The organism is Nocardia speluncae NBRC 108251, from assembly GCF_001613245.1.
GTDB lineage: Bacteria > Actinomycetota > Actinomycetes > Mycobacteriales > Mycobacteriaceae > Nocardia > Nocardia speluncae.
In genome coordinates, this window is record NZ_BDBZ01000021.1 from 121,604 (window position 1) to 137,756 (window position 16,153).

Below are 16,153 nucleotides of genomic sequence, written 5' to 3' on the forward strand. Positions count from 1 at the left end.
CTCACTCGTCGACGACGATCCCGGAGACCACGGATACCTTCTGATCGGCGAGTTTGCTGGAGTTGCAGACCAGTTTCGCGGTACCGAGAGCGGCGTTGGGGTTACCGACGAAGGTGCTGCCGGGGTTCTCGGCGAGGATCGTCTGAACCAGTTGCTGCTGCTCCGGCTCGTCGAGCTGGGCGAACTGGGCGCAGGTGGTGTCGGAGGCGCGTCCGGAGGCAGGGGCCGGCTCCTCGGCGGTGGAGGTTTGCGCGGGAGCCTCGGGGGCTTCGGTGCTTTCGCTCGGTGCGGGGGTTTCGCTCGTGGTGCTGGTCTGCGGCGAGGTCTGCCCGGTGGTGGTGCTCTTCCGGAGGCCGGACGCTTCGGCGGGTTCTTCCGACGAACAACCCGTCAGCACCAGCGCCGTGCCGGCGGCCGCGGCCAGGACAACAGTTGAAATTCGCTTCATAACGCATTCCCCGAGATCAGCCACGCCGGAGCCTCCGGCGCGACCAGCAGCGTACTGTGCTTATTTGCGCCGCCTCCGGCGGCGCGGGGTTCGAGGCCCTATGGGTCTCGAACCATTCTGGTGAACCGTCGTGGAAGGTGATTCTGTGTTCACCGCGCTGCCTGCGGTGATGCGGGGGTTCGAGGCGTCGCTTGGTGCCGAACGATCGGAGTGGGCAGTAAGCGCAGGCGGGTTCGGCGGCTCGAGGTAGCGGGGAAATCAGACTCGGTGTCTGCGCACCATATCGAGTTCGGTGGGGGTGAGCAGACGTTCCAGCTGCTCGTCGACGCGGTCGTCGCCGAGGGCGTCATCCGGTTCGAGCGCGGGCAACTGCGGTAGCCCCTCGGAGTTCTGGCGGCGTAATAGCGAGCGAAGGTTCACGGCCCATCACCTTACCGTAGCTGGGTGTTTGCTGGCGTCGCGTCTTGCTTGCGGTGGCGTTAACGGAACCGGCGGGTCTTACACCTCGATTCTGCTTCCGCAACCACACTATCGATATGCCTGCCGGGAAAATGTGACCGAGACGAAGCCGATCGCTACCCTTTCTGATACTTGGAGTGTCAGCTACTTGGAGGCAATGGTGCCGAAGAATTTGGAAACCAGCATCGATATCGCCGCGGCGCCGGACCGGGTCTGGGCGGTACTCGCCGACCCGCGACGGATGCCGGAGTTCAGTCCGCAATGCGTGCGGATGATCCCGATCGGCAAGCCGAAGGCCGGCGTGATCACCGTCAACCTCAACCGCGACGGCTGGAAGTTCTGGCCGACCACCGCCCGCATCCTGCGCTACGAGAAGAACAGTGCACTGGCGTTCCGGGTCAGCCAGAACCGCACCGTGTGGACCTACACGCTGGAAGCGACCGAGGACGGAACCCGGCTCATCGAACGCCGTGACGTCCCCAACGGCACCACCTGGCTCTCGAGCACCCTGGTGAACGCGATGCTCGGCGGCGAGGAGGCCTTCGAGGAGAGCCTGGTCGGCGGGATGAACGAATCGCTGGCGAAGATCAAGAAAGCGGTTGAGGCGAGCTGAACTCCGGCAGCTTCACGACCTGCGCGGCGTAGGAGAGTCCGGCGCCGAAGGCGATCAGCAATGCGGTATCGCCCGGTTTCGACTCACCGGTTCGCAGCAGTGTCTCCATGGCCAGCGGAATCGAGGCTGCCGAAGTGTTGCCGGCCTCCTCGATATCATTGGCCAGCGCGCAGTTCTCCGGGAGTTTCAGAACCCGCGCCATGATCTCGATGATCCGGCCGTTGGCCTGATGCGGGATCATGGCGTTCAGGTCGTCCATGGCCAGACCGGCCCGGTCGACCGCGTCACGGCACACCTTCTCCAGTGAATGCGCCGCCCACCGGAACACTGCCGTGCCCTCCATTGCGAGGTACGGGCGCACCGCGTCGAGTCCCTTCTCCTCGATCTCGGTGAAGAACTCGATCCAGTTCTTGTCCTGCCGGATGGCCTGGTGCTGGGTGCCGTCGGACCCCCATACGGTCGGGCCGATACCCGGTTCGTCGGCCGGGCCGACCACCACCGCGCCCGCGCCGTCGGCGAACAGGAACGCGGTGCTGCGATCGGCCGGGTTGACCGTGTCGGTCAGTTTCTCGACGCCGATGACCAGCACCCGCGACGATGTACCGGCACGTACGAGGTCCGAGGCCATGGCCAGGCCGTGGCAGAAACCGGCGCATCCGGCGGAGATATCGAAGGCCGCGGCGCCGCCCGTCCCCAGCTCGGTGGCGATCCGGGGCGCGGCGGCGGGGGTGAGCAGCAGGTGGGTCGAGGTCGCGACGATCACGCAGTCGACCTGGTCGGCGGCGACCTTTGCGGATTCGAGGGCGCCGCGTGCGGCTGCGACGCTCATCGAGTGGATGGTTTCGGAGTCGTCGGCGAATCGGCGGGTGCGGATACCCGAGCGGGTGCGGATCCACTCATCGCTGGAATCGATCGGCCCTGCCACTTCGTCGTTGGTGACGACGCGCGCGGGGCGATAGACGCCCAGTCCCAGGATCGCGGTGAACTGCGCCCCGGTCGTCTGGGCGATCTGAGTAGCCATGGTGCTTCTCCTATGTACCTGCGGCGGCATCGCCGCGAGGGTGGATCCGATTCGATGTGGATTCTGCTCGGCCCGGCGTCGGCTGACGTCTGCCAGACAATCCGAAGACATGAGGCACCCTCATATTAGCTCGATGTTCGCGCGATGGCAGCTCATATCCGATTTTCTTCGAGGGGTTATCCGGACTGTGCCCGGGTATCGCCCGGACAGGCGTTCGCCACCGCGAGCGCGCAACCGGACAGATAGCGAGGAACACTCATGCTCGGTCTCGGCATCATCGGCTGGATCATCATCGGCGGTATCGCCGGCTGGATAGCCAGTAAGATCATGAAAACCGATGCACAACAGGGGATCCTTCTCAATATCGTGGTCGGTATCGTCGGTGGCCTGCTCGGCGGCTTCCTGCTGGCGGCCTTCGGGGTCGACGTCGCGGGAGGCGGCTGGTGGTTCAGCTTCTTCACCTGCCTGGCCGGCGCGGTCATTTTGCTGTTCCTGGTGAAGTTGGTGGTCAGGAGGTAAGCCTGCGGCGACACCCGGCACGAATGCACCTGCTCGGCGTAAGGTGTGAACGCTTGCGCCGACAGGTTCGGCCGGGATGCCACGGGTGTCCGACCGTACCGTCGGTCCGAGTGGATCGAATCGAGTATGAAAGAGGAATCTGTGGCACGCCGTCCCACTCCGCCCGGCACTCCGGAACGTACCGGGCCGGGCCATCTGGCCGATCTGGTGCGCAAAGCGGTCCCGCCGATGCATCCGGCCGGATTGCCTTTCGTGGCCGCGCCCCTGGCCGTGGCCCTGGTGGGGCGGCGTCGCCCCTGGTTACGGCGGGCCGGACTGGCTGCCGCCGCGGCGAGCGCCACATTCTTCCGGCACCCGCACCGGGTTCCGCCGAACCGGCCGGGTGTCGTGGTGGCGCCCGCCGACGGTGAGGTGGCGCTCGTCGATACCGCCGTTCCGCCCGCCGAACTCGGTCTCGGGGATCGGCCGCTGCCGCGGGTGAGTATCTTCCTGTCCGTCCTGGACGTGCATGTACAGCGCACGCCGGTCTCCGGTGTGGTCCGCGAGGTGCAGTACCAGCGCGGCAGCTTCAAATCCGCCGACCTCCCCGAAGCCAGCGCGGTCAACGAGCGCAACAGTATGGTGATCGACACCGAATCCGGGGAACAGGTAGTGGTTGTCCAGATCGCCGGGCTGCTGGCGCGGCGGATCGTCTGCGATGCGGCCCCCGGTGACCGGATCACCATCGGCGACACCTACGGCCTGATCCGGTTCGGCTCCCGGGTCGATACGTATTTCCCGGCCGGTACCGAACTGCTCGTGAACAGCGGGCAGCGGACGATCGGAGGGGAGACGGTGCTGGCGGTTCTGCCGTCGGCGGGGTCGTGATGGAGCAGGTCATCGAAGGCAGGCGGCGCCGGTCCATCAGGTTGCTGCCCAGTATCGTCACGATCCTGGCGCTGTGCTCGGGGCTTTCCGCGGTGAAATTCGGCCTCGCGGGCGAATTGAAGATCGCATTGGCCATGATCGGCGCCGCCGCGGTGCTCGACACCCTCGACGGCCGGCTGGCCCGGTTGCTATCGGCCACCACCAAGATCGGTGCGGAGCTGGATTCACTGTCCGACGCCATATCGTTCGGGGTGGCGCCGGCGCTGGTGATCTACGTCGTGCTGTTCGACGGTGAGAGCAGTAGCGCGGGCTGGATCATCGCCCTGCTGTACGCGGTGAGCATCGTGCTGCGGCTGGCGCGGTTCAATACGCTGATGGACGACGACACCCGGCCGGATTGGGCGCGGGAATATTTCGTCGGCGTGCCCGCGCCCGCGGGTGCGCTCATCGCGATGGCGCCGATCGCGTTGTTCGTCCAGTTCGGCGACGGCTGGTGGATCAGTTTCCCGATCGTGGCGGCCTGGACGGTGTTCACCGCGGCGTTGTGTGTGAGCACGATCCCGACGCTGGCCATGAAATCCGTCTCGGTGGCCCCGCAGGCGGCCGCGGGGTTGCTGGTGCTGGTTGCTCTGGCCGGTGCCGCGCTGATCACCTATCCGATCGTGCTGCTGCTGGTGCTGATCGTGCTGTATATCGGGCATATCCCGTTCGCCTGGTATTCGCAGCGGTGGGTGGCTGCCCGGCCCGAGACCTGGCAGTACAAACCGGCCGAACGGCGGGCTCAGCGCCGGGCCGACCGCCGGATGCCGGTGCTGCGCCGGCCGGAGATCCGGCGGCCGGTGCTGCGTGGGGATTCACGCCTGCGGTTGCGGCGACCGAGCGGCCGGAATTGAAATCGTCAACTTCTGGTTGACGACAGCGGTGCGTCAACCTATAGTTGACGCATGAATTCACCCGTGCGATTGGACGACCTCATCGAGGTCATCAAAAAGGCTCGTCCGGATAATGCCCTGGAACAGTTGTCCGACGCGGTGGTTGCCGCGGGCCACCTCGGCGATGTGGCCGACCATCTGATCGGCCATTTCGTCGACCAGGCCCGCCGCTCGGGCGCCTCCTGGACCGAAATCGGCGCGAATATGGGCGTCAGTAAACAGGCCGCGCAGAAACGTTTCGTCCCCAAGGCGCCGGGGGATCCCTCCGCCGAGATGGATCCCAACGCGGGCTTCGCCAAATTCACCGAACGAGCCCGAACCATGGTCGTCGCCGCGCAGGAAGCGGCCGGTGGTGCCGGTAGTGCCGAGATCCACCTCCCCCACCTCATTCTCGGCCTGCTCAGCGAGGCCGACAGTCTGGCGGTCCGGCTCATCGCCGACCAGAGTGTTTCACCGGACGATCTCGCGGCTGCCGCCATCGCGGCATCGGGTGCGGAACCGGGCGCGGCGATCTCGCCCGAAGAATTGAAGGCCGCCACCTCCAGCGGCAAGATGAGCGGGCTGGTGCCCTTCGACGCCGAAACCAAGAAGGCGCTGGAACTGACGTTCCGGGAAGCGCTGCGCCTCGGTCACAACTACATCGGCACCGAACACGTCCTGCTGGCGATCCTCGAACAGGAAAACGGGACGGGCATTCTGTCCGATGCGGGCCTGCGCAAGGATGCGCTCGAAGCGCGGCTGGTCGAACTTCTCCAGCAGATCGTCGCTGGTAAGCCGTAGTCCGGAGCCTCAGTGCGGGAGCTCCTGATGCGCCCGCCGAGTGCCGTGCAGCCGGGCGAAAGTGTGGGCTGTCGTGAAGGGCGGCCGCGGCGGGGCGCGTCGTCCACGCGCGCGTCGGCGCTCCCGGCGCGCGCGGTAGTCCCGGTAACCTATAGCAATGGCGGATGAAACGGACCCCGATCTGGTCGCCGGGGAACACCGGGACGATCTGCTGCGCGCGCTCACCTATGTATCCACCGAATCCCTGTCCGACGGCAGCTACGTGGTCAACGGTGATCTACCGCCCGAAGTCGCGCCGCCGTTCATTCGGGCGATTATGCGGGTCGAGGCCGAACTCCTGCTGCACGATGCCGAATTCGTCACCATCGACGAGGGGGAGCCCCGGACTCCGGACGAGCGTCGCGCGGACGCCTTCCTGGCGCTGGCTCTCCGTGTGACCGACAGTCTCTGAGGTATCTCCGGCAGGCGCGGCGGTGGCATTCTCGTGGCCTTCGCGCACATCTACCTTGCACTCGCCATCGACGAGTGCTAAAAATGGCTTTGGCACTCTTGAACGGAGAGTGCTAGGTCGGGACGGTGAGATCGGGTACACGACACCCCTGGTCGTCCGTCGCGGGCACCGAGCCTGGCCGCAGCGTAGCTAAGGGTGACCCGACAAGGCGGTCACTCTGTGTGTCAGCCTCATCATTTGGAGGATCTCACCGCAATGGCCAAGACAATTGCGTACGACGAAGAGGCCCGTCGCGGCCTCGAGCGGGGCCTGAACAGCCTCGCCGACGCGGTCAAGGTGACGCTGGGGCCGAAGGGCCGCAACGTCGTGCTCGAGAAGAAGTGGGGTGCCCCCACGATCACCAACGATGGTGTGTCCATCGCCAAGGAGATCGAGCTCGAGGACCCGTACGAGAAGATCGGCGCCGAGCTGGTCAAGGAAGTCGCCAAGAAGACGGACGACGTCGCGGGCGACGGCACCACCACCGCCACCGTGCTCGCCCAGGCGCTGGTGCGCGAAGGTCTGCGTAACGTCGCGGCCGGCGCGAACCCGCTGGGCCTGAAGCGCGGTATCGAGAAGGCCGTCGAGGCCGTCACCGCCAAGCTGCTCGACTCCGCCAAGGAGGTCGAGACCAAGGAGCAGATCGCCGCCACCGCCGGTATCTCCGCGGGCGACCCGTCCATCGGTGAGCTGATCGCCGAGGCCATGGACAAGGTCGGCAAAGAAGGCGTCATCACCGTCGAAGAGGCGCAGACCTTCGGTCTGTCGCTGGAGCTCACCGAGGGTATGCGCTTCGACAAGGGCTACATCTCGGGCTACTTCGTCACCGATCCCGAGCGTCAGGAAGCGGTCCTCGAGGATCCGTACATCCTGCTGGTCGGCTCGAAGGTCTCCACCGTGAAGGACCTGCTGCCGCTGCTGGAGAAGGTTATCCAGGCCGGTAAGCCGCTGCTGATCATCGCCGAGGACGTCGAGGGCGAAGCCCTGTCGACCCTGGTCGTGAACAAGATCCGCGGCACCTTCAAGTCCGTCGCCGTCAAGGCCCCGGGCTTCGGTGACCGCCGCAAGGCCCAGCTCGCCGATATCGCCATCCTCACCGGTGGCGAGGTCATCAGCGAAGAGGTCGGCCTCAACCTGGAGACCGCCGGCATCGAGCTGCTCGGCCAGGCCCGCAAGGTCGTCGTCACCAAGGACGAGACCACCATCGTGGAGGGCTCCGGCGATGCCGATGCCATCCAGGGCCGGGTCGCGCAGATCCGCACCGAGATCGAGAACTCGGATTCGGATTACGACCGCGAGAAGCTGCAGGAGCGCCTGGCCAAGCTGGCCGGCGGTGTTGCGGTCATCAAGGCCGGTGCCGCGACCGAGGTCGAGCTCAAAGAGCGCAAGCACCGCATCGAAGATGCCGTGCGCAACGCCAAGGCTGCCGTCGAAGAGGGCATCGTCGCCGGTGGTGGCGTGGCTCTGCTGCAGTCGGCCCCCGCTCTGGACGACCTGAAGCTCGAGGGTGACGAGGCGACCGGCGCGAACATCGTGAAGGTGGCGCTGTCGGCTCCGCTGAAGCAGATCGCGTTCAACGCCGGCCTCGAGCCCGGTGTGGTGGCGGAGAAGGTTTCCAACCTGCCCGCCGGTCAGGGCCTCAACGCCGCGACCAACGAGTACGAGGACCTGCTCGTGGCCGGTGTCGCCGACCCGGTCAAGGTCACCCGTTCGGCCCTGCAGAACGCGGCCTCCATCGCGGCCCTGTTCCTGACCACCGAGGCCGTTGTCGCCGATAAGCCGGAGAAGGCGGCCGCTGCGCCGGTCGATCCGACCGGCGGCATGGGTGGCATGGACTTCTGAGTCCAGCCTCCTGGCAAGTCTTTTCGAACCGAGGGCCGGTCCACCGTCAGGTGGGCCGGCCCTCGGCCTCTGTGGGCTCTGCCGAGGCTGCCCCTCGGGTATCCTGGACGTCTAGTTCTGGTGTAACGGATATCCTGAGGAGGTAGGCGATAATGGGATCTTCCAAGACGCCGATCGAGATCGACGACGAAGCGCTGGCGATCGCTGCGGAAGTGCTCGGCACCAAGACCAAAAAGGACACCGTCAACGCTGCGCTCCGTGAGGTCGGCCAACGACTGGTCCGTATGCGCGCTCTCGCCCGTCTCGGCGAGATGGCCGACCAGGGCGACTTCGACGAGTTCCTCGACAACAAGGCGGCCTACCGCCGGTGACCCCTGCCATCTACCTCATCGATACCTCCGGACTGTTCCGGATTCTCCAGGAGCCCTACCGGAAGGCGTGGGCCGATCAGCTGGCCGCCGGAGTTATCGCCACCTGTCCGATAGTGGAACTCGAATTCCTGTACTCGGCCCGAACACTGGCCGACCGGCTCGAGAAGCGGCGACTACTCCACGACTTGTTCGGCTGGACCCCGATGCCGGACCGGGCCTACGAACGTGCCGAGGTGGTCCAGCAGTTGATGACAGAGCAGGGAACACACCGTTCGGCCGGCCCGGTGGACCTACTCATCGCGGCGACCGCCGAACACCGCCGTCTCACCATCCTGTGCGATGACAACGATTTCGCGACTGTTGCCCGGATAACCGGCCAGCAGGTGGCGTTCGTGTCCGGTACTTCCGGCTGACCATCGAGGCTGTTGGCGCCGATTCGTGACTATCCGGCGGGGAGGCCGGTCGGTACGAGTCGTGGAAAGCCGGACACGGCCGCAACTGGTGCGGTCGCGTGTACCTCTGAGATCTGCGCCCGATCCCCAGGTTCCCAAGGTGGGCGGCGGGCTAGGATCGGTGGCTCACTGACTTTCGTTAGGAGATCCTCCCAGGTGTTTTTCCGAAGCGCTCGTACGAAAAGAACCAAAGTCGGCAGGACTGCCGTGATAGGCGCCGCTCTGGCCGCCTTGGCGTTGCCGATGACCGGTACCGCCTCGGCTGCCGACAGCTGGATGGTGACTACCTGCCGCGGCGCCAGCCCCTTCCTTCTGGACTTCCCGTACTCGGGTCAGGTCACCGGCGGGCAGTACAACTCGCCGGGCAAAGCGACTTACACGATCGACGCCGGCGGCAGCCTGTGGGGTGGCTACGACACCCAGGTCACCCTGAATTGGACCAACCTCAGCACCGGCGCATCCGGTTCGGAAACCCAGCGCGGTTCGGTCGGTTTCGTGATCGGCAACGGCAGCACAATGTATTTCAGCCCCCATACCGGCCCGGGGACGGTGCGCACCGATTTCACGGTGGTCAACTCGGGGCTGGTGCCCCAAACGGTCGACTGCTCGGGGACCTCCGAAGTCAGGTAGTTCCACGAGTCGGGTGTCGGGTGGAGCCCGGTATCTCCTGGCTCCACCCGCAGCGCTCGCCCCTACTTGCTGCGGGGTTGGTTCATTCGGCCTGGTTGCGAAGTCGGTGTTGCTCATCGATCCACCATTGCGTGAGTCGTGCAATTACGGGTTCGTCGAGTAGGTTTGCAAACGGTGACCACCGCGCATGGGTCCGCCCATCCCGCTCTATCACGTCGGCCTGTGCGACGATCCGGGCCAACTGTCCATCCAGGTGGTCGGCGGCGGGCACGAATACCGCTTCGGCTCGATGAATTCGGATGCGGTCCTCGAGTAGCATCAATCGGTCAGGCACCGTCGTGTCGGTCCGGATTGTTTCCTGTAGCGCATATCCCAGCCGTAGGGATAGCCGGTGCAAGCGTTGCCCGTTCAGCCGCCGAGATGCTCCACATAAATCTGTGCGGATATACGCGATCGCCGGTACCCGTTCCGAAGGCGCGGTCACCGAATATCCCTCTGATGTGTGGCTTTCCAGCGTGCGATGACACCATCGATCTCATGTTGGGTACGTGGTTCGGACCCTCCGAAAGGTATGTCGAGCCTTCGCAGGCCTACCGCGATTAGTTCCAGTGTGGCGAAGTCGTAGCACTCACCCTCGCGCCACAGATTCAACGCGGCACCTATCGACCTTTGCGACAGTGGGGATCTCGGGGGGATGTGCGGACGCGGGGCGTGTTCATTGTAGTCGTGGCGAGATGCCATGTCTGACGATCATCCGGCTGGCGTCGGCGCCATCCTGGCGGTCCCTTGATCGAGGACTCCACATGGGACCGGGAGTTAGCGGCTCAGAAGACGGTTGGGATGATCCCCGCGAAATCCCGCCCGGCGAATTGCCTGATGATTTCACACCGCCGACGAGGGGCGCGGCGTGAGCGGCCGGCGCGGCCGCGGGAGCACTCGGGCTGAGCGGCCACTGTCCTGAGGCAGCCGGATGCGGAAATTTGCGCGAGCTGGCACCAATCGGAGTTTGACGGCTCCGCCCACACGGCGGTGACCTTTGCTGTCCGCCGGAGCCCATACGATGACCAGGAAATTGACCCGGGCTCGTGTGAGAGCCGAAACATGGTGTGCCTGGGCATGACAAACGAGTGGGCCTCGGACGGAGAATGCGCTGTTGTGCCTTCGTAGATGTCCTTCACAGAGGATGGACTGCCTCGGCCGTCGCCGTTGTTTCAGCTGTCAAACCCCCGGAAATGCGTGCTCCCGTTCATGGGCAAAGCTCGGGTCGTAGATCTGTGGGGATGTCTGGCGGCCATGGCACGGATTCGAGGCGCTGTCCGCCCCAGCGGCACAGAGAATCGACGACGTCATCCGTGGAGCCGATATCCCACAGTCGCACGGCGCTGTCGAAACCGCCGGTGGCCAGCGTGTGACCGTCCGGACTGAACGCTACCGACTTGACGTTGTCGGTGTGGCCAGTGAGGGGTTCGCCGATCTGCTTACCGGTGACCGGATCCCACAGTCGCACGGTGCCATTGCCGCTGCCGACGGCCAGAACGCGACCGTCGGGGCTGAACGCCACCGAGCCGACGCCGCCGGTGTGGCCGGTGAGGGGTTCGCCGATCTGCTTACCGGTGTCCGGATCCCACAGTCGCACGGTGCCGTCGTCGCTGCCGGTGGCCAGGATGTGACTGTCAGGGCTGAACGCCACCGCGTAGATGATGCCGGTGTGGCCGGTGAGAGGTTCACCGGTCTGCTGCCGAGTATCCGGATCCCACAGTAGAACGGTGCCGTCGCTGGTGCCGGCCGCAATGATGCGACCGTCGGGACTGAACGCTGCCTCGTGGATGGCGCGGGTGTGTTCGGGGGGGAGGTGCTGGCTGGCGACTGGATCCCACAAAATGACACCCGTGGTGTCGCTGGTGACCAACGTACGATTGTCAGGACCGAACGCCACCGACGTGAGACTGCTGCTGTGGCCAGGAAGTGGGGGGCCGAGCGCCTGCTGCGCGACCGGATCCCACCACTGCACGCCCAACCCGCTGGCGGTGACCAGCGCGCGGCCGTCGGGACTGAACGCCACCGGGCCGACGTCCCCGTGGATGCGGTCAAGGAGCTCGCCTGTCTGCTGTCCGGTGACCGGATCCCATAGCCGTACAGTGTCGCCGCGACTGACAGCCAGCGTGTGATCGTCGGGACTGAACGCTACCCGGGCGACACCGCCGGGCTGGTCGCGGGGTTCGTAGATCTGTTTCCCGGTGACCGGATCCCACAGTCGCACGGTGCCGTCGCCGCTGCCGGTGGCCAGGGTGCGACCGTCTGGGCTGAACGCCACCGCGTCGACGACGCCGGTATGGCCGATGAGGGGTTCAGCGACCTGCTTACCGGTGACCGGATCCCATAGCCTCACGGTGCCGTCGCCGCCGCCGGTGGTCAGGATGCGATTGTCGGGACCGAACGCCACCGAGGCGATACCGCCAGGCTGTTGGAGGGGTTCGCCGATCTGTTTCCCGGTGACCGGGTCCCACAGAATAACGGTGCCGTCGTTGGTCCCGTCGCCGGAGCTGGTGGCTAGAAAGCGACCGTCGGGACTGAACGCTACCGAGTTGAAGCCGGAGGTGTAGTCGGTGTGGGTGTCGACGATCTGTCTCCTGGTGACCGGATCCCACAAAACAACGTCGCCGCTGACAGAGGCCAGCGTGCGACTATCGGGACTGAACGCCACCGAGAAGACGACGTTATTGTGGTCGCCGAACGGTTCGCCGATCTGCTTCCCGGTGACCGGATCCCACAATGACACAGTGCCGTAGCCATTGCCGGTGGCCAGGAAGCGACCGTCGGGACTGAACGCTACCGAGGCGATACCGCCAGGCTGTTGGAGGGGTTCGCCGATCTGCTTCCTGGTAACCGGGTCCCACAGTTTCAGGGGACCGTCGCTGCTGCCGGTGGCCAGAACACGACCGTCGGGACTGAACGCCACCGCGTAGACGGGGTCGGTGTGGCTGTTGATGGGCTCGCCGATCTGCTTCCCGGTGGCCGGATCCCACAGCCTCACGGTGCCGTCGCTGCTGCCTACGGCCAGATCACGACCGTCAGGACTGAACGCTACCGAGAAGACGCTGCCGGAGTAGCCGGTGAGTTTCGCAGTGCGCGGGTTGCTGGCGGCGTTGAGCATCGCGTGAAAGGCTTCGTCGCTTTCGTGGATGCGCCACGCGGCCAAGGCGGCGCCCCGGGAGCCGTCGGGGTCGGTGGTGTACAGGAGTTGGCTCCTGCTGATCAGGTTTTGGGCGACGGCGATCCTGCGTTGCTCATTCGATTCCCGGGTCTGCTGTATCGCAACACCTGCCACGACGGTCAGGGCGACGACGAGCAGCACAAGCGTCGCGGTGAAGGCCCGTCGTTGCCTGGCGCGGCGGCGGGCAGCGCGGGTGGAGGCGGTGAGGAATCGGTCTTCGAGATCGGTCAGTGGGGTATGGCGGTCCGGGTCGGTAATGATCCGGGCCACGGTGGCAGTTGCTGTGTCGAGGACGTTTCCGGTGAACAGGTAGGAGTTGTCGTGTCCGTGTTCATCCCAGACGTCGGCCGCGGTGCGCAGGCGGGTGCGTATGGCCCGGTAGGCACGGGTGTCGGCCAGCCACTCATCGCGTAGCAGCGGCCACGTACCCAACAGCACTTCGTGACTGATCTCGACGCTGTCGTCGCCCAGAGTCAGCAGCCGCTCGGCGGCGAACGCTTCCAGCACCGTCTCCACGCCCACGGCCTCACCCTCGATCGCGGTGAGATCACTGCGGCGGGCGCGGTCGGCAGTGTCGGTGCCGTCCGGGCCGACGACCGCGAGCCGGGTGAACACCTTGCGCGCCACCACCTGCTGCTCGGGAGTGAGGTCGTCGTAGGTACGCTGGGCACTGCGGGCGACCGCGCGATCTATCCCGCCGACCCGGTCATAGTCGGCAGCAGTGAGGCTATCTCCGGCCCGTTGACGCCAGGCCCGGTCCAAGGCGTCGGAGACGAGTGGCAACACCCCTGCCCCCGATACTGCGGTGGGCGTGTTCGAGGAGATGCGGGTAGCGGCTCGAACCTCGCGCAGTAATTGTTCGGTGAGCTCATCCTCGACCTGGGCCCCGGCTGTTTTGGCGGGTTCGGTGATCGCGAGTCGCAGTTGGCGTTCGGTCATCGAGGTGAGCATGCACCGATGCCGAATCGCCTCGGCCAGCCCCTCGAGTTCGGCGCAGTGACCCTCGAAATCGGAACGCACCACCAACACCACCAGCGCCGGCGGTGTACCGGTCCCGGTCTGCGGTGTGGTCGCTGCCGCATGTAGGGCAGCGACGAACCCTTCGCGCAGGCTCGGGTCGGTGCACTGGGTGAAGATCCGTTCGAACTGGTCGACCACCACCAGCAACCGGCGCCCACCATCGGGTGGCGCCCCGGGTGACACGGTGGTGGATTGGGCCGCAGTGGCCGCGAATCCGGTGGGGTCGTGGCGCAACTCCCGCCGCAGGGTCGCCGCGTCCATACCGGTCGCGCTGGCCGTCGCGCCCGCCAGGTCGTCGAGAGGCGAGCTACCCGGGCTGAATACCACGAATGGTGGCCACCGATCCGCTCCCGAGAGCCCGTCCACGGCGCCGCTGCGGATCCGGGGTAGCACGCCGGCCCGCATCAGCGAGGACTTCCCGGAACCGGATACCCCGCCCACCGCCACAATCCGTGGCTCGGTGAACACCTCGGAGAGCTGGTGCAGCACATCGTCGATCGCGGAATCACGACCGAAGAACAACGGCGCGTCGTGCTCCCCGAACCAGCCCAGACCCCGATACGGGAACTCGACCCTGCCACCGACACCGATCAACGGCGCGGGTGCAGGCCGATCCGGAGACATTCCCCGGTAGTTGTAGATGGTGACGTTCTGGGTGTTGCCGTCACCCGCGATCACGCCCTGGCTGTATCGAGCATCGATGAACCCGGCGCCGCCGCCGCCGGTCGGATGCTCCGCGCCCTCCGCACTGGCGCGGTCTAGATCCACCACGACACCGCGCTCATCCACATGTAGATCGGGCCACCGGCCCGCACACCGAACGCCGCCGGGCGAGGTAACACTGGACCGGTGCGGACCCTGCGCCGCTGAGCTGGCGCATTATCACTGGGAGTTGTTGTTGTGGAAGGTGACATTGACGGTGCCTCCGTCGCCGGCATGCACACCTTGAGCATGCCGCAGGTCGTTGAACACCTGTTTCGACGGCACCGCATCGAGCACACGCTGCGCAAGCACCTGCCCCTCGACGTCGTCATCGGCTCGGGCACGCCGCACCGCTGCCTCCACCACAGCGCGATCACTACCGGCGCAGGACTCGTTCGCTTCGAGCGCTGCGGTAACCTCCACGTCCGCACCGTCACCGCTGATACGGCGACGCAGCGCCCCGTACGCATCACGCACCGCAGCCGACGCCGCCTCCTGCCCACCGGCCGCAGCACCAGTAAGCAACGCAGTCACAATCAACGTGAACGGATCCATACCGATTCCCCTTCAGACCTGTTGCACGGCAAGGCTACACACCTCGACCGTACGGAGGGCGCAGTTGCCGGAGATCGTCGGTGACAGGCACAGGGAGCAGGATGCCCAGGTATGCGGACTCGCAGCAGTGGCAGCTGGGGGCGCCGCAAAGCCCATTGGGGCATGTGATCAAACCGGCACACAGGTGACCGCCTGAAGAGTTCGCTGTCAATCCCGCTGGCCCGTTGAAGAGCAAGCCGATTCGGTTAAACGGTCAGCCCTGAACACCCGCCACAACCTGGCGTACCTAGGTAGATTGGCTACTGTGGTCGAATGGACAGGATCGACCCGGATGACCCGCGCCCGCCCTCGCAGCAGATCGCGAATGCGCTGCGGGCTGCGATTCTGACCCGGAAGCTTTCCCCAGGCGAGCGATTGCCGTCAGGCCCGCAGCTCAGGGAACGGTTCGGCGTCGCCAAGGCCACTGCGGAGCAGGCCGTTCGGATCTTGCGGGACGAGGGCTTGGTGGTGTCCCGGAAGGGGAGTGGTGTCTATGTTCGGGAGCGCACGGAGCGGCCGGTCGGATTGCGTCCGCATATCGAACAGTCCTTCGGATCTTCCACGGTGACGATCGACTTCGCCGGGTTCTCCGGGGAGACACTGCACGGTGCGATTGCCGAGCCGATCGATCGAATCAGGGAGGGCCGTCTTCGACCGGACTCGCTCACGGTGCGAATGCTCGTTCCGGATACATCATCGCCGTGGACGCTCCCGGCGCGGGTGGACGACTTGACCGACAGCCCCGCATTTCGCCGCCGTGCCACCCGCATCATGGAGCGGCACGCGCTGGCTGTCGTCGATGCGGTTGATGAGCTCGGCCGGTTGGGGCTCGTTGCCTCCGCGGCAGCGCGGGTCCGTTCATATCCCGCGACTCCACTCTTCAAGCTCTACGTACTGAACCGAGAGCGCGTATTCTTCGGCTACTACCCCGTGCGGGAAAGCAAGCTCGAGCTCGATGGTGAGTCGACGGCGATCTGGGACCTGATGGGCAAAGACGCCATGCTCTTCCAGTACTCGCGCGACACCGACCCCGATTCCAGCAGCAGTCGGTTCGTCGACCAGTCGCAGGTTTGGTTCGACAGCATCTGGAACTCGGTTGCCCGGGACTACCGGCCGTGACGGAGCTGGGGACGCTGCTGGGTGGCCGGTGGCTGATTCTTCTAGATTTCGATGGGCCGATATGCGGCGTATTCAGCGGG

Annotated in this window: 17 protein-coding genes; 12 read left to right on the forward strand and 5 right to left on the reverse strand. The window is 65.7% G+C overall.

Annotated features, from left to right (window positions below; translation table 11 throughout):
- Window position 1: 1 nt before the first annotated feature.
- Together NS6_RS20655 and NS6_RS34875 are read right to left on the reverse strand one after the other, a co-directional pair.
- Window positions 2-448, reverse strand: a complete 447-nt coding sequence (locus tag NS6_RS20655; RefSeq protein WP_068044199.1) for a hypothetical protein — start codon at window positions 446-448, stop codon at window positions 2-4.
- A 258-nt stretch (window positions 449-706) separates the two neighbouring features.
- On the reverse strand, window positions 707-868 hold the full coding sequence (locus tag NS6_RS34875) for a hypothetical protein (protein ID WP_157112856.1): 162 nt from the start codon (window positions 866-868) through the stop codon (window positions 707-709).
- Window positions 869-1,001: 133 nt separating this feature from the next.
- Here NS6_RS34875 and NS6_RS20660 point away from each other — a divergent pair, with 133 nt between their 5' ends.
- Window positions 1,002-1,520, forward strand: coding sequence for an SRPBCC family protein (locus tag NS6_RS20660; RefSeq protein ID WP_307648073.1), 519 nt, complete (start codon window positions 1,002-1,004; stop codon window positions 1,518-1,520).
- Here NS6_RS20660 and NS6_RS20665 read toward each other — a convergent pair.
- A complete protein-coding gene (locus NS6_RS20665; RefSeq protein WP_068044201.1) occupies window positions 1,495-2,541 on the reverse strand; it encodes a beta-ketoacyl-ACP synthase III in 1,047 nt (348 codons plus the stop codon). The two genes, NS6_RS20660 and NS6_RS20665, sit on opposite strands and share 26 nt — an antisense overlap.
- A 258-nt stretch (window positions 2,542-2,799) precedes the next feature.
- Between NS6_RS20665 and NS6_RS20670 the strand changes: the two genes are divergently transcribed.
- The 10 genes from NS6_RS20670 to NS6_RS36260 all read left to right on the forward strand — a co-directional run bounded on the left by NS6_RS20670 (window position 2,800) and on the right by NS6_RS36260 (window position 9,740).
- Window positions 2,800-3,060 carry a GlsB/YeaQ/YmgE family stress response membrane protein gene (locus NS6_RS20670; RefSeq protein ID WP_068044203.1) on the forward strand — a complete coding sequence of 87 codons (261 nt, stop codon included), beginning with the start codon at window positions 2,800-2,802 and terminating at the stop codon, window positions 3,058-3,060.
- A gap of 141 nt (window positions 3,061-3,201) precedes the next feature.
- Window positions 3,202-3,927: a phosphatidylserine decarboxylase gene (locus NS6_RS20675; protein ID WP_068044313.1), complete on the forward strand. Its 726-nt coding sequence runs from the start codon at window positions 3,202-3,204 to the stop codon at window positions 3,925-3,927.
- A complete protein-coding gene (locus tag NS6_RS20680; protein ID WP_068044204.1) occupies window positions 3,927-4,820 on the forward strand; it encodes a CDP-alcohol phosphatidyltransferase family protein in 894 nt (297 codons plus the stop codon). Before NS6_RS20675 ends, NS6_RS20680 begins: the two co-directional genes overlap by 1 nt.
- A gap of 51 nt (window positions 4,821-4,871) precedes the next feature.
- Window positions 4,872-5,639, forward strand: a complete 768-nt coding sequence (locus tag NS6_RS20685; protein WP_068044207.1) for a Clp protease N-terminal domain-containing protein — start codon at window positions 4,872-4,874, stop codon at window positions 5,637-5,639.
- A 157-nt stretch (window positions 5,640-5,796) separates the two neighbouring features.
- Window positions 5,797-6,090, forward strand: coding sequence for a DUF222 domain-containing protein (locus tag NS6_RS20690; RefSeq protein WP_068044209.1), 294 nt, complete (start codon window positions 5,797-5,799; stop codon window positions 6,088-6,090).
- 255 nt (window positions 6,091-6,345) lie between these two features.
- Window positions 6,346-7,971, forward strand: a complete 1,626-nt coding sequence (gene groL, locus NS6_RS20695) for a chaperonin GroEL (protein ID WP_068044315.1) — start codon at window positions 6,346-6,348, stop codon at window positions 7,969-7,971.
- Window positions 7,972-8,123: 152 nt separating this feature from the next.
- Window positions 8,124-8,342 carry a type II toxin-antitoxin system VapB family antitoxin gene (locus NS6_RS20700; RefSeq protein ID WP_068044211.1) on the forward strand — a complete coding sequence of 73 codons (219 nt, stop codon included), beginning with the start codon at window positions 8,124-8,126 and terminating at the stop codon, window positions 8,340-8,342.
- Window positions 8,339-8,755, forward strand: a complete 417-nt coding sequence (locus NS6_RS20705; protein WP_068044213.1) for a PIN domain nuclease — start codon at window positions 8,339-8,341, stop codon at window positions 8,753-8,755. The genes NS6_RS20700 and NS6_RS20705 overlap by 4 nt, the downstream gene beginning before the upstream one ends.
- Before the next feature lie 246 nt (window positions 8,756-9,001).
- Complete coding sequence (locus NS6_RS20710) at window positions 9,002-9,424, forward strand: hypothetical protein (RefSeq protein WP_068044215.1); 423 nt, start codon at window positions 9,002-9,004, stop codon at window positions 9,422-9,424.
- Window positions 9,425-9,611: 187 nt separating this feature from the next.
- On the forward strand, window positions 9,612-9,740 hold the full coding sequence (locus NS6_RS36260; protein ID WP_281211427.1) for a hypothetical protein: 129 nt from the start codon (window positions 9,612-9,614) through the stop codon (window positions 9,738-9,740).
- Window positions 9,741-10,670: 930 nt separating this feature from the next.
- Here the strand turns inward: NS6_RS36260 and NS6_RS20715 are convergent.
- Both NS6_RS20715 and NS6_RS20720 read right to left on the reverse strand, forming a co-directional pair.
- A complete protein-coding gene (locus NS6_RS20715; protein ID WP_157112857.1) occupies window positions 10,671-14,429 on the reverse strand; it encodes a WD40 repeat domain-containing protein in 3,759 nt (1,252 codons plus the stop codon).
- A gap of 111 nt (window positions 14,430-14,540) precedes the next feature.
- Complete coding sequence (locus tag NS6_RS20720; RefSeq protein WP_068044219.1) at window positions 14,541-14,915, reverse strand: Het-E N-terminal domain-containing protein; 375 nt, start codon at window positions 14,913-14,915, stop codon at window positions 14,541-14,543.
- A 312-nt stretch (window positions 14,916-15,227) separates the two neighbouring features.
- Between NS6_RS20720 and NS6_RS20725 the strand changes: the two genes are divergently transcribed.
- Window positions 15,228-16,073: a GntR family transcriptional regulator gene (locus NS6_RS20725; protein ID WP_068044220.1), complete on the forward strand. Its 846-nt coding sequence runs from the start codon at window positions 15,228-15,230 to the stop codon at window positions 16,071-16,073.
- Window positions 16,074-16,153: the final 80 nt, after the last annotated feature.